This is a genomic window from Lysobacterales bacterium (assembly GCA_014946745.1).
GTDB lineage: Bacteria > Pseudomonadota > Gammaproteobacteria > Xanthomonadales > Xanthomonadaceae > Aquimonas.
This window is the reverse complement of record JADCRD010000002.1, coordinates 877,894-891,489: the sequence shown is the minus strand read 5'-3', so window position 1 is coordinate 891,489 and position 13,596 is coordinate 877,894. Positions and strand designations below refer to the sequence as shown.

Sequence of the window (13,596 nt, the reverse complement as noted above, 5' to 3'; positions counted from 1 at the left end):
AGCCAGCTGCAGGCGCGGGGCATAGCGCGGGCGACTACACTGCCGCGCATGGACAAGCTCATCCTCATCGACGGTTCAAGTTATCTCTACCGCGCCTTCCACGCCCTGCCGCCGCTGTCGAACGCGGCCGGCGAGCCCACCGGCGCGCTGTTCGGCGTGGTCAACATGCTGCGCGCGACGCTGAAGGAAGGCCCGACCTACGCGGCCTTTGTGATGGACGCCTCCGGGCCAACCTTCCGCGACGCGCTCTACCCCGAGTACAAGGCGAACCGCGAAGCCATGCCCGACGATCTGCGCGCGCAGATCGAGCCGATGATGGCGATTGTCGAGGCGCTGGGCTTTCCGATCCTGCGCGTGCCCGGCGTCGAGGCCGATGACGTGATCGGCACCCTGGCGACACGCGCGGCCGCCGAAGGGATCGAGGTCGAAGTGTCGACCTCGGACAAGGACTTCGCCCAGCTGGTGCGACCGGGTATCACCCTGGTCAACACCATGAGCGGCTCGCGTCTCGACGAAGCCGGCGTCGTCGAGAAGTTCGGCGTGCGGCCCGACCAGATCATCGACTACCTCGCGCTGATGGGCGACACCGTGGACAACATCCCGGGCGTCGACAAATGCGGCCCGAAGACGGCGGCCAAGTGGCTGGGCGAGTTCGGCACGCTCGATGGCGTGATCGAAGCCGCGCCGACGATGGGCGGCAAGATCGGCGAGAACCTGCGCGCCGCCCTGCCGCGGCTGCCGCTCAACCGCCAGCTCACCACCATCCTCACCGCGGTCGAGCTCGATCGCGGCCCGACCGAGCTCAAGCTGCGCCCGCGCGATGTCGAGGCGCTGAAGCAGCTCTACGCACGCTACGGCTTCAATGCCGCACTGCGCGATCTGGAGACCGGCAACGGCGGCAGTCCTTCGACGCCGGCGAGCGCGGGCTCCAGCGTCGCCACCGCCGCGCCCGCCGCGGATCTGCCGGCACAGGCGCGCGGCAGCTATCGATTGATCCTCAGCGAGGACGATCTCGACGCGCTGATCCGCGAGCTCGAAATCGCTGAGCTGATCTGCTTCGACACCGAGACCACCAGCCTCGATGCGCTGCGCGCCGAGCTGGTCGGCCTGGCGTTTTCGACGCGCGCAGGCGAAGGCGCCTACATCCCGGTGGCGCATGTCTATCCGGGCGCGCCGGCCCAGCTCGATCGCGTCGCGGTGCTCGCCAAGCTCAAACCGGTGCTGGAAGACGCATCAAGACCGAAGCTCGCGCAGAACGCCAAGTACGACATCCACGTGCTGCGCCAGCACGGCGTGCAACTGCGCGGCCTGACGCACGACAGCATGCTCGAGAGCTTCGTGCTGAACTCCACCGCCAGTCGCCATGACATGGATTCGCTGGCGAAGAACTACCTGGGCTACACGCCGATCGCGTACAGCGAGGTCGCGGGCAAGGGTGCCAAGCAGATCTCGTTTGCCGAGGTCGATCTCGAAGTCGCGCGCGACTACTCGGCCGAAGATGCCGACATCACCCTGCGCCTGCATCAGACCCTGTGGCCAAAGCTCGAGGCCGAGCCGACGCTCGCCAAGGTGTATCGCGAGATCGAGCTGCCGCTGGTGCAGGTGCTGGCCGACATGGAGGCCGCCGGCGTGTTGATCGACGCCGACGAACTGCGCCGGCAGAGCCAGGACCTGGGCCGCCGCATGCTGGAGCTGCAGAAGCGCGGCTTCGAGCTGGCCGGGCGCAGCTTCAACTTCGACTCGCCCAAACAGCTCGGCGCCCTGCTGTTCGACGAGCTCGGCCTGCCGGCCCTGGTGAAGACGCCCGGCGGCGCGCCCAGCACCAACGAGGAAGCGCTGGAAGCCATCGCCGATCGCCACGAGCTGCCCAAGCTGATCCTGGACTACCGCAGTCTCGCCAAGCTGCGCGGCACCTACACCGACAAGCTGCCCGAGGCCATCCACCCCGACACCCGGCGGGTGCACACCAGCTTCCACCAGACCGGCGCGGCCACGGGTCGCCTGTCTTCGTCGGATCCGAACCTGCAAAACATCCCGATCCGCACCGAGGACGGCCGCCGCATCCGCCGCGCCTTCATCGCCCCGCCCGGCAGCAAGCTGGTGGCCTGCGACTACTCGCAAATCGAGCTGCGGATCATGGCGCATCTCTCAGAAGATTCCGGCCTGCTCTCGGCCTTTGCCGGCGGCCAGGACGTGCATCGCGCCACCGCCGCCGAGGTGTTCGGCGTGCCGCTGGCGGACGTCGGCGCCGACCAGCGTCGCGCGGCGAAGGCGATCAACTTCGGCCTGATGTACGGCATGAGCGCCTTCGGCTTGGCCAAGCAGCTCGGCATCGACCGCGGCGAGGCGCAGGACTACATCGCGCTCTACTTCGCCCGCTATCCCGGTGTGCAGGGCTACATGGAGCGGGTGCGCCAGCAAGCGCGCGAGTTCGGCTATGTCGAGACCGTGTTCGGCCGGCGTCTGTACTTGAACGACATCCACGCCCGCCAGCAGGGCCTGCGCGCCGGCGCCGAACGCGCCGCCGTCAACGCGCCGATGCAGGGCAGCGCCGCCGACATCATCAAGCGCGCCATGCTCGACCTGCACGCCTGGCTGGGCACGCAGGACGGCCGCGCACGCATGGTCCTGCAGGTGCACGACGAACTGGTCTTCGAGTGCCGCGAGGATTTCGTCGACACCCTCGTGGCCGAGGCCAAGCGGCGCATGCAGGCGGCAGCCGAGCTGCGGGTGCCGCTCACCGTCGAGGCCGGCGTCGGCGACAACTGGGACGAGGCGCACTGAGAGCAAGCATAGGCTTCGCGCCACGACCGCGGATGCTTTAGCGCAACCGCGACAGCGACAGCGGCGCGCCAAGCCTGCGGATGGACATCGGCCGCACACCCATGGTCGCGCGCTGCGCACCTTGCGAACGCCCAACGACGGCCGCGCTGCGGCTTGGGGGTCGCCGGCACGCATCACTTTCACGGAGGCGCAGCGCACGCGGGCTTCTTCCAGTCCGCGTCAGGCTCGGCCAGCGGCGGACGGCGACAGGCCCTAGCTGCTGTTCGTCTGAATCGATGCGTCGACTTTGGTCGTAGTGGCTCAAGCGACTAGCGCGCAGCTCGGTTCGTGTCGGACGAGGCTGGCAGGGATCAATGGAATCAATGACTTGCGCCGCGATCACTCGCCCAGTCCATGAGGATTGTCTGAAATATCCGGATTGGCGCACAGTTGTTGCGTGATGCTGGCCTGGTGCGCACGATACGCAGCGCACACTTGGCGATGAACGAAACATTAATTGTGTTCAATCGTCACAGGGGCAGTCACGGGACTTTCAGAATGGCCGCGTAAGATGCGCAGCACGTCCGGCGCAATGCCGGATCGATTCACTCCCTCCCCCTTGAGTGAATACACGGAAGGACCGGTCTCCCCCAGCCGCCTTCCGGCCCCAAGCCCCGAGAGCTCCCCCCGGCTCTCGGGGTTTTCTCTTTCTGGGCTTGGGAAACCTGCAGCGCGGGCCGCGGCTTCGCGCGACGCCTAAAGCCTGGCTGAACACTTTCCGATACGCGCTTGAACTCCACGCGCTCGGCGCAATCTCTGATCGCGGCGGTGCAACGCCGCCGACGAGGATTCACTCCCTCCCCCTCGAGTGAATCTGCGCGGTCCACGGCTCCCCCCAGCCAGGACCGCGACCCCCGACCCCGGAACCGCTCCCCCTCGGTTCCGGGGTTTTTATTTGGGGCGCCGGGATTCGGGATTGGGGATTCGGGATTGGCCGACGGTCTTCGACGCGCCGCGAGCGTTCGGCGCGCGGCTGCGATGACTGCCTCTGGCGAATCACAGAACCGAAAGGTCGTTGCTGGCGTCGCCTCGGTTGTTCAATCCCCAAGCCCCAATCCCGAATCCCCGCTCCCAAGCCACTCCCGCGGCCGCAAGTAGTCATTGAGCCGCGCCTCGGCGCTGCCGGGTTCGGGCGTGTAGCCGTACTCGAATCGCACGCGCGGCGGCAGGCTCATCAGGATGGATTCGGTGCGGCCGCCGCTCTGCAGGCCGAACAAGGTGCCGCGGTCCCAGACCAGGTTGAACTCGACGTAGCGGCCGCGGCGGTAGAGCTGGAACTCGCGCTCGCGCTCGCCGAAAGGCGTGTCGCGGCGGCGCTCGACGATCGGCAGATAGGCATCGAGGAAGCCGTTGCCCACCGCCTGCAGGTAGGCGAAGTCGCGGTCGAAGTCCTCGTGCAGGTCGTCGAAGAACAGCCCGCCGACGCCGCGGGTCTCGCCGCGATGCTTCAAGAAGAAGTACTCGTCGCACCAGCGCTTGTGCGAGGCATAGCGCGCTTCGCCGCCGAAGGGCTCGCACAGCGCGCGAGCGGCACGGTGCCAGTGCAGCACGTCCTCATCGATCGGATAGAAGGGCGTGAGATCGAAGCCGCCGCCGAACCACCAGCCGACGACCTCGCCGTCGCGCATCGCGCGGAAGTGGCGCACGTTGGCGTGGGTGGTCGGGAGGTACGGGTTGCGCGGATGGAACACCAGCGACACGCCGACCGCGCGCCAGGACGCACCCGCCAGCTCGGGCCGCGCGGCGCTGGCCGAGGGCGGCAGGCGCTCGCCGCTGACGTCGGAGAAGCCGATACCGGCCTGCTCGAACACCGCGCCCTCGCGCAGCACGCGGGTGCGGCCGCCGCCGCCTTCGGCGCGCTGCCATTCGTCTTCGGCAAAGCGCGCGGCGCCGTCGGCGCCTTCGATGGCGCTGCAGATGCGGTCCTGCAGGCCGCGCAGAAAGTCGGCCACGGTGTCGATGGGCTGCATGGCGGGAGTTCGTGCGTGCGAAAGGGTCGGGCATCATAGCCGGCCGTGTTCAGGCGACATCCGCGATGTCCGAGGCCCCGCTCGACCTGCTCTACCGTGACGAGGCCCTGGCCGTGGTCAACAAGCCCGCCGGCCTCTTGGCCCACCGCAGCCAGATCGCCGCGCACGAGGACCGCTTTCTGCTGGACCAGCTGCGTGAGCAGCTCGGCCAGCGCTGCTTCCTCGCCCATCGGCTGGACCGCGCCACTTCGGGCGCCCTGCTGCTGGCCTTCGACAAAGGCACGGCAGCCGCGCTCGGCGAGCAGTTCATGGGCCGCAGCGTCGAGAAGACCTACCTGGCCGTGGTGCGTGGATGGACAGAAGACTCCGGCCGCATCGAGCACGCGCTGGATGCCCCCGGCAAGCCCGAGCCCAAGCCGGCGATCAGCCACTACCGTCGGCTGGCCACGATCGAACTGCCCTACCCCATGAGCGGCTTCGACACCGCGCGCTACTGCCTCTTGGCGATGCAGCCCGAGACTGGCCGCTACCGCCAGCTGCGCCGGCATCTCAAGCACATCCATCACCATCTGATCGGCGACACCAGCCACGGCGACGGCCGCCACAACCGCCTGTTCCGCGCCGAGTTCCGCTGCCACCGCATGCTGCTGCACGCGTGGCGGATCGCCTTCGACCATCCGGCCGACGGTCGCAGGCTCGGCATTGAAGCGCCTGTGGACGGCGAGTTCGCCGCGCTGCTGGCGCGGTTCGGGTGGCAGGCGGCGCTTGGAGCGGGGATTGGGGATCGGGGCTTGCCGACAGTGGAACCCTCGACGGCTCGGAACGAGCTCCGCTAAGCATCGCCTCGTCGGACGTGCAAGCCGCGGGGCTCCCTAAGTGAAAGATGGACAGGCATCGCGCGGGTGAGCCGGCTCCGCGGCGCGAATTGTTGAGCCCCTCTCCCCTTGTGGGAGAGGGGTTGGGGAGAGGGGTAAGGGCACATCGCGAATCTCAACCCCTCTCCCCCGCCCCTCTCCCGCAAGGAGAGAGGGGAGAACGGCCTCGAGCTCGCCCAGCCGCTGAACAGGTTTCTGGATTCCAAATCGCCGCTGCAAGCCCCCGCTACAATCCCGCAGCTCCCGCGAACCCTGCCCATGCTCCGCATCACGCCTTCCATCGCCATTCCCGACGAAGAGCTCGAGGAGCGCTTCGTGCGTTCGTCCGGACCCGGCGGGCAGAACGTCAACAAGGTCGCAACCGCGGTCGAGCTGCGCTTTGATGCCGCGAACTCCGGCGCCCTGCCGGCGCCGCTGAAGGCGAGGCTGCTCGCGCGTCGCGACAGCCGCATCACCGAGGACGGCGTGGTGATCATCCAGGCCCAGCGCTACCGCAGCCAAGACCGCAACCGCGAGGACGCGCGCGAACGCCTGCTGGCCCTGATCCAGGCCGTGCTCAAGCCGCCAAAACCGCGCATCGCCACCAAGCCCAGCAAGGGGGCGCAGGAGCGTCGCCTGTCCAGCAAGCGCGAGCGCGCCGGCATCAAGCGCCAGCGCGCGGCGCGCGCGGTGGATCTCGACTGATGCTGCCGCTGCACACGCCCGTGCATCAGCCCCTGCCAGACCGCGCCCCACGCCGCGGTGGCCCCTTTACGCGCTGGTTCGGCCGCAGCCTGCTGCGTCTGGGCGGCTGGCACATGCGCGGCGCGTTTCCCGAGGTCGACAAGATGGTGATCATCGTCGCCCCGCACTCGTCAGGCTGGGACGCGATCTGGGGCCTCGGTATGAAGATCGCGCTGGGCCTCGACATCGCCTTCATGGCCAAGGCCGAGCTGTTTCGCGGGCCCGTCGGCTGGGTGCTGCGCCGGCTCGGCGGCTTTCCGGTCAACCGCAGCAGCAGCGCCGGCGTGGTCGAACAGGTGGCCGAGCGCTACCGCAGCCGCGAGACTCTGTGGGTGGCACTGGCGCCGGAGGGCACGCGACGCCGCGTCGAGGACTGGCGATCCGGCTTCTGGCGCATCGCCCGCGCTGCCGAAGTGCCGGTGCTGTGCATCTACTTCCACTACCCCGAGCGCGTGATCGGCATCGGCCCCTTGCTGCAGATGACGGACTCGCTCGATGCCGACATGGCGAGGATCCGCGACTACTACCGGCCCTGGATGGGGAAAAACCGCGGCACGGTGTAGGTCCGCCGCGGCGCTGGCTCGCCACCGCCGCGAGCGTGCACCACGCAAACGAAAACGCCCGGACCGCACAAGCAGCCCGGGCGCCCACAGCACCGATACACGCAAAGAAGCAAAGCCAACCCGAAAGACTGCCCGGAACGTCCGGGCCCCGCCGACCGCGCCCACAAGGGCTTTGGTCATTTACGCAGCGGGCCAGATCCGTGGCCGCGCTGGACGTTGCAAAGACTAGACATCGGCGGCCCCATGTTCAGCTGCGGGTTTGGTGCGGGTTTGTCGCGACTGTGTAGCGAGCTGAGCGGGTGCCGGGCTCACGCGCGAGAGCGCCACGCCACCGCAGCACACCAGGGCCCTGTGAGAGCACAGCGACCCTGGCTGCTGGGTCCGCGCAAGGCCGGGCACACTCACGCGCGCGGCGTCTGCCAGCCCTGCGGTAGCTCGGGCGGAAGAACCACTGACGCACTGGCCTCTTCGATCTCGAACTCGCGCTGGGTCCGCACCCAGTGATTCACCGTGTGCCCCAACCTCGCGATCATCACCATGTTGAAGAAGTGCATGCCGCCCAGCACCAGCAGGGTGATGCCCACCCGCGAGCCCACCGCGGGCACCAGCTCCACCGGCCCGGCGTTCCATCCCGCAAGGCGATAGCAAACGAATCCGAGATTGACGAGATAGAAGCCGATCACCAGCAGTCGGTTGGTGCTGCGGGCGAGCTCCTGGTCCTGACCGAAGCAGCGGATGAGGAACATCTCGCCGCTCGTTGACAGGGCTCGCGCGACCCAGATCGTCAGGCCGATCGAGGCGATCAGATACACCGCATAGGCGATGTGCGTTACGACGAAATCTCCAAGGCTGAGCATGGGCTGACCCTCGTGGTGGAAGAGAGCCGCAGGTTCTGCGCCCTTCCCACCCGCCGGCTTCCGGATCGATCACCCCGGAACACCTGGCGACCGGGATTCAATCAAATCAGTGACTTGCAAACTTCCAGAAAGATCATTCGCAAGCCACGGGTGGGACTAGCCCCGCCGATGCCGCCGGTTTCGGTGGGTCAAGGGCTCCCCTTTGGACACGGTGAAATTCGCGGTGGCGGCCACGCACGCTCGCATAGGGTGGGTCTTGACCCACCGGCTTCTTCACATCCCGCCCAGGCTCCCGCGCACCGCACAGGATGACGGGCGCACGGCGACAGCCGGGTCGGGAACGCGTCAACCGGGGCGAGGGTTGAGCTTCGGTGGGTCAAGACCCACCCTATGGACACCGCATGATTCGCAGTGGCGCGCAGCCAACACGACCGAATAGGGTGGGTCTTGACCCACCGGCTTCATCGCACAGGCCCCGCCCCCAGCGCCTGCTTGCGGTACTGCCCCGGCACCACGCCCAACTCGTCCTTGAAGGCGACATAGAAGGTCGACTGCGAGGCGAACCCCACCGCCAGGCCGACCGACAGCACCGAGGCGCGCGGCTCGTCAACCAGCATCTTCTGCGCATCGCGCACCCTCTGCTGGCGCACCAGCTTGGAGAAGCCGATGCCGAGATGCGCATTGACCAGCTCGGACAGCTGGTGGGTGGACAGCTCCATCAGCTCGGCGACACGGGCCAGGCTCAGGCCCTCGTCGCGGTGGATACGCTCGACCTCGAACAGTCGCGTCAGCTCGGCCAGCTTGGCCCGGACATCGACGCGTCCGAGGGTGCTCTGCGCGTAGCTCTGCGCCACCGCCTCCTGGGTCTTGCTGGCGAGATCCGGCACCACCAGCAGCAGCCAGAGCACGCCGAAGAAGCCCAGCGCGATCATCCACGCATAGATCTGCGCATAGGCCGACCAGCCCAGACCCCACGGCGCCGACAGCCCGCTGATCGCAATGGTCATGCCCATCAAGGCGAACACCAGCACCACCGGCAGCTCCAGCCGGAACCAGCGCCGCAGCGCGCGCAGTCGATACAGCAGCAGGGCCAGATGCAGAGCGAACGCCGTGCCCATGCCCAGGCCCAGCGGAATCGCCCAGACCAGCGGCACCCCAGCCCCTGCCAGCAGCACCAGCACGGGCAGAGCCCACTCCCAGCGACGCCAGTCCTCACCTCGCCGCAGCACGCCGAGCAGCAGCCAGTAGAAGCCCAGCGACTGCAGGAACAGCACCACCACATAGCTGCGCGTCAGCGGCATCGCGGCCGCCGACTCGACCATGCCGAGATGCGACCACTGCGTATGGGCGAGCCCGAGCAGCATCACCCAGCCCGCTGCGCGCGACTGCGGCGGCAGGTCGAGGCCTCGATATGCCGTCGCCAGCGCCAGCATCAGCAGCACCGCTGCGCCAAGAGAAAAGCCGACCAGCAGGGGGAGAGCGTCCATCAGTCTTCAACCGCTTCGCGAAGGCGCGGCGCAGAGTCTGCGCAGCTCGACCGAATGGCGCCAGTCCGCCTTGCGTCAGGGCTGGCGCTTCGCGGCCCGCCTGCGCGGCGTCAGACGAGGCGTGCCGATCAGCTCAATCGCCGGACCCGCCGCGCCGGAACAGACGCGTCGCGGTCGGCGCGCAGCCTTCCCCTTGCGTGCAGTCCAAACGCTCGACCTGCAGCCAGCGCGTGGGTTCAAGCTCGACCACCAGGCTCAACATGCAGTCGGTATCGCTGGCATGCCAGTACTCGCGACCCGCGAAAACTTCGCCGTCCGGCCCATCCTCGATTTCCGGGTCAGCGGAGGGCGGGGCGATGGCGCGAGCCTCGCCATGGCCGTCGCAGTCGATTCGGTCCCTGCCCATCGGTGCCAGCCAGCGGAAGACCAAGCGCTCCTCGCCGAGTTCGGAGAGCTCAATGCGCCCGGGACCGTCAACTTCAGCGAAGACGGCAATTGAGGTTGAAGTCTGCCGAGGCTCCGCCAGCGCACAGCCCCCAAGGCTCGCGCCAATGACCATGCCAACCCAGGCCAGCATTCGCCTCATCAGCGCGTGCTCGCGAAGCCGCCGCCCGCAGTCGCGGCGAGCTGAGGCAGCTGATACTCGGGGATGAAGTCCTTCGGATAGACGTAGGCGGCGATCGAACTCCGTCGATAGCTCCGAAGACAGACAGAGTTGGCCTGGTTTCCGCCCAGCAGCACCAAAGCGTCGGTCGCCGTCCGCCCGGCGACGAAGGCGACATGGCCCCGGCCGCGCCCATAGTCCATCACCGCAATGCTCCCGTAGCTTGGACTCACAAGGGTCTTGCCCCAGTTTCTCCAGGACAGGGCCCCTGCGCTCTTGGTGCCCTTGAGCCCTGCCGCTTCAATCACCCAGTTCACGAAGCTGGAACACCAAGGCACTTCATCCGTGGTGAAGCGCCCCGTGGTCGCGTGGTACTCGATAATCCGCGGCTCATGGGTCGAACCGGCGATCTCACGGACCCCAAGCTCGGCTTCCGCAATCCGCATCCACGGCTGACGCGTGCGCAGCCAGGAATCGAAATCGAACGACGAGTGCATCACGCAGCTGTCGCCCCAGCGGCCGGAGCTGCGACCGCCGGAGCCCCGGCTGTCGGGGCCAAGACAGCCGCCATGCGGAGCAGCGCCACGCTCCGGGCCCTGTCCCTCGGGCCAGAGGCCCGCGATCTCCCGCATCTGGTACTCGCGCATCGGTCGCGGTCCATCCTGCCGTGAGGGCAGAGCGTAGCCCGGCCGAAGCGTTCAGCGGAAGAACTGGGCGAAGACCCGCCTTTCAACAGCACCCGAGCGTAGGTTGGGCCAAGCGCAGCGAGGCGCAATGATTCGACATTCACGTCCGAGGCAAGCGTTGAGCTTGCGATGTTGGGCCGCGCTGCGCTTGGCCCAACCTACCAAAGCGATATCGGTCGGCGCGGGTGAATCAGCCCTGCCGCTTCAGCTCGATCAGCGCCGAGGTATCGGCGTCGCCCAGGCCGCGTTCGACCAGCTGGGCGTAGTCGGCCAGGGCCTGTTCGATGACCGCGGTGTTGACGCCAGCGTTCTGCGCCATGCCGAGCACGATGCGCAGATCCTTCAGCAGGTGGGCGCACTTGAAGCCGGGCACGTACTCGGAGCGCAGCATGCTGGCGCCGCGCTTGTCGAGGAACCAGTTGCCGGCGGCGCCGGCGCCCAGCGTGGGCAGCAGCTTGTCGGGGTCGAGGCCGAGCTTTTCGCCGAGCGCCAGACCTTCGCACACGGCCTCGTTGATGCCGGCCACGAGCACCTGGTTGACCGCCTTGGTGCATTGACCCGCGCCGGTCGCGCCCATGTGGGTGATGCGAAGGGCGTAGGCCTCGAGCGCGGGGCGCACGGCGTCAAGATCGTCGGCATGTCCGCCGACCATGATCGAGAGCTTGCCGTTGCGCGCGCCCTCGGCGCCGCCGCTGACCGGCGCATCGACGAAGCCGATGCCGCGCTCGGCGAGCAAGCGCGAGGCCTCGCGCGCGGTGTCGGCGCTGACGGTGGAGTGGTCGACCACGCGCGCGCCAGGCTTCAGCACTTCGCGCAGGGCCTGAACGTTCTGCAGCACGTCGGCGTCTTCGGACACGCAAAGCAGCACGACATCGCAGTCCGCAAATTCGGCCGCCGAAGACGCCCTGCGCACGCCGAGCTGGGCGGCCAGCGCATCCGCCTTCGCCTGCGTGCGATTGCCGACCGCAGTCAGCAGGCCGCGCGCATGCAGGTGCCCGGCCATGGGCGCGCCCATCGCACCCAGGCCGATGAAGCCGCAGCGCGGCGCTCCGTGCTCAGCCATTGGCTTCGTCCGCGAGGTAGGTGTAGCCGGTGAGGCCGGCTTCGAGCGCGGCCGACAGACGCAGCGCCTCTTCGGCCGGCAGATCGGCAGCGGCGACCATGGCGCCGTAGCGGCGGCGCAGGTCGGACAGGCTGTAGCCCACGTAGTCGAGCATCACATCCGCGGTGTCGCCACGGCGGCTGCGCTCCAGCGTGTAGCCATTGCCGGTCAGGCGCACGTTCACCGCGTCGGTGTCGCCGAACAAGTTGTGGATATCGCCCAGCGTGTCCTGGTAGGCGCCGACCATGAAGATGCCCAGCCGATAGCTTTCGCCTGCACGCGGCACGTGCAGGGGCAGGCTGCTGTCCAAGTCGCCGCTGTCGACATAGGTCTCGACCTGGCCGTCGGAGTCGCAGGTGAGATCGGCGATGATGCCGCGGCGGGTCGGCGCTTCGTTCAGGCGGTGAATCGGCGCGATCGGGAAGATCTGGTCGATCGCCCACACGTCGGGGATCGACTCGAACACCGAGAAATTGACGAAGTACTTGTCGACCAGACGCTCGTTGAGTTCGTCCAGCACCGCACGATGGCCCTTCTCGGCGTAATCCAGGCGGGCACGCACGCCCTGGGCGATGGCGTAGAACAGATCGTCGATGGCCGCGCGCTCGGCCAGCTCCAGCTGGCCCAGGGCGTACAGGGCCTGGCCTTCGGCCTGGTAGTGCTGGGCCTCGTGGTAGAGCTCGAGCGCGGGGCGCTCGTCCAGGGCGGCGTGGGTCTCGCGCAGGTGGCGGATCACCGCCGGCTCATCGCTGGCCGCGGCCGGCACCGCGCCTTCCGGCGCCTGCTCGACCTCGGAGACGTTGGCGACCAGAAGCGCATGGTGCGCGGTCAGCGCGCGGCCCGACTCGGTCATCACCTTGGGCGGCGTCAGGCCGTGCTCGACGCAGGCCTCGGCCAGCGGCTGCACGATGGTGCTGGCGTACTGCTCAAGCCCGTAGTTGATCGAGCAGCTGCCGCGCGAGCGGGTGCCTTCGTAGTCGACGCCGAGGCCGCCGCCGACGTCCATGTAGCGGATCGGCGCGCCGAGCTTGCTGACCTCGACGAAGTAGCGGGTGGCCTCGCGCATGCCGGCGGCGAAGTCGCGCACGTTGGAGATCTGGCTGCCCATGTGGAAGTGCAGCAGCTCCAGGCAGTCGAGCATGTCGGCGCCGCGCAGGCGCTCGACGAGGTCGAGCAGCTGGCGCGGCGACAGCCCGAACTTGGCCTTGTCGCCGCCGCTGTTCTGCCACTTGCCGGCGCCGAGGCTGGCAAGACGCATGCGCACGCCCAGGCCCGGGCGCACGCCCAGCGCCTTCGACTCCTCGATGATGTGCTCAAGCTCGCTGGCCTTCTCGACCACGATGTAGGTCTTGAGGCCGAGCCGCCGACCGATCAGGGCGAGGCGGATGTACTCGCGGTCCTTGTAGCCGTTGCAGACCACCACGCCGCCCGGGCGCGACAGGGCGAGTACGGCCATCAGCTCCGGCTTGGAGCCGGCCTCAAGGCCGAAGCCCTCGCCGCCGTGGGCGGCCAGCTCGCCGGCCACGCCGTAGTGCTGGTTGACCTTGATCGGATAGATCGCGGTGTAGCCGCCCGTGTAGTCCAGCTCGCGCATAGCGTGCGCGAACGCCGCCTGCAGGCGGCCCAGCCGATGGCCGAGCACGTCGGAGAAGCGCAGCAGCAGCGGCAGCTTCATGCCCGTCGCCAGGGCCTGATCGACCACCGCCGGCAGGGCGATCCGCGGGCCCTCGCCGCCGCGCGGCAGCACCGCGATGCCGCCATCGGCATCGATGTCGAAATAGCCCTCGCCCCAGTGCGGGACGGCGTAGGTGCGACGGGCGCGGTCGATCGACCACTCGCTCATGGGCGGCGGGCTCCAGCGGCAGGTAGAAAAGGCCGCACAGTTTAAACCCCGGGGGGCGACAGG

Annotated in this window: 11 protein-coding genes; 4 read left to right on the top strand and 7 right to left on the bottom strand. The window is 68.3% G+C overall.

The window, feature by feature from the left end:
- Nucleotides 1–48 precede the first annotated feature (48 nt).
- A complete protein-coding gene (polA, locus tag H4O13_15845; protein MBE5316865.1) occupies nucleotides 49–2,784 on the top strand; it encodes a DNA polymerase I in 2,736 nt (911 codons plus the stop codon).
- A gap of 1,076 nt (nucleotides 2,785–3,860) precedes the next feature.
- On the opposite strand, the gene hemF is transcribed toward polA, so the two are convergent.
- Nucleotides 3,861–4,793 (bottom strand): oxygen-dependent coproporphyrinogen oxidase, encoded by a 933-nt coding sequence (gene hemF, locus H4O13_15840; GenBank protein MBE5316864.1) that lies wholly within the window; start codon nucleotides 4,791–4,793, stop codon nucleotides 3,861–3,863.
- A 65-nt stretch (nucleotides 4,794–4,858) separates the two neighbouring features.
- Between hemF and H4O13_15835 the strand changes: the two genes are divergently transcribed.
- From H4O13_15835 to H4O13_15825, 3 genes are all read left to right on the top strand, one after another.
- Nucleotides 4,859–5,629 carry a pseudouridylate synthase gene (locus tag H4O13_15835; protein ID MBE5316863.1) on the top strand — a complete coding sequence of 257 codons (771 nt, stop codon included), beginning with the start codon at nucleotides 4,859–4,861 and terminating at the stop codon, nucleotides 5,627–5,629.
- A gap of 297 nt (nucleotides 5,630–5,926) precedes the next feature.
- Nucleotides 5,927–6,352: an aminoacyl-tRNA hydrolase gene (gene arfB / locus H4O13_15830; protein ID MBE5316862.1), complete on the top strand. Its 426-nt coding sequence runs from the start codon at nucleotides 5,927–5,929 to the stop codon at nucleotides 6,350–6,352.
- Entirely contained in the window at nucleotides 6,352–6,954 is a 603-nt protein-coding gene (locus H4O13_15825) for a lysophospholipid acyltransferase family protein (protein MBE5316861.1), read from the top strand. The genes arfB and H4O13_15825 overlap by 1 nt, the downstream gene beginning before the upstream one ends.
- 401 nt (nucleotides 6,955–7,355) lie before the next feature.
- Here the strand turns inward: H4O13_15825 and H4O13_15820 are convergent, their stop codons facing one another.
- The 6 genes from H4O13_15820 to speA form a co-directional block, all read right to left on the bottom strand.
- Nucleotides 7,356–7,811: a hypothetical protein gene (locus H4O13_15820; GenBank protein ID MBE5316860.1), complete on the bottom strand. Its 456-nt coding sequence runs from the start codon at nucleotides 7,809–7,811 to the stop codon at nucleotides 7,356–7,358.
- Nucleotides 7,812–8,272: 461 nt separating this feature from the next.
- Nucleotides 8,273–9,298, bottom strand: a complete 1,026-nt coding sequence (locus H4O13_15815; protein ID MBE5316859.1) for a helix-turn-helix transcriptional regulator — start codon at nucleotides 9,296–9,298, stop codon at nucleotides 8,273–8,275.
- Between the two features lie 133 nt (nucleotides 9,299–9,431).
- Complete coding sequence (locus tag H4O13_15810) at nucleotides 9,432–9,884, bottom strand: hypothetical protein (protein MBE5316858.1); 453 nt, start codon at nucleotides 9,882–9,884, stop codon at nucleotides 9,432–9,434.
- Nucleotides 9,884–10,549 carry a TIGR02594 family protein gene (locus H4O13_15805; GenBank protein MBE5316857.1) on the bottom strand — a complete coding sequence of 222 codons (666 nt, stop codon included), beginning with the start codon at nucleotides 10,547–10,549 and terminating at the stop codon, nucleotides 9,884–9,886. Before H4O13_15805 ends, H4O13_15810 begins: the two co-directional genes overlap by 1 nt.
- Nucleotides 10,550–10,778: 229 nt before the next feature.
- The gene (locus H4O13_15800; protein MBE5316856.1) at nucleotides 10,779–11,651 is read right to left on the bottom strand and encodes an NAD(P)-dependent oxidoreductase; all 873 of its coding nucleotides are present in this window, start codon (nucleotides 11,649–11,651) and stop codon (nucleotides 10,779–10,781) included.
- Nucleotides 11,644–13,533 carry a biosynthetic arginine decarboxylase gene (gene speA, locus H4O13_15795; protein MBE5316855.1) on the bottom strand — a complete coding sequence of 630 codons (1,890 nt, stop codon included), beginning with the start codon at nucleotides 13,531–13,533 and terminating at the stop codon, nucleotides 11,644–11,646. The genes H4O13_15800 and speA overlap by 8 nt, the downstream gene beginning before the upstream one ends.
- Between the last annotated feature and the right edge of the window lie 63 nt (nucleotides 13,534–13,596).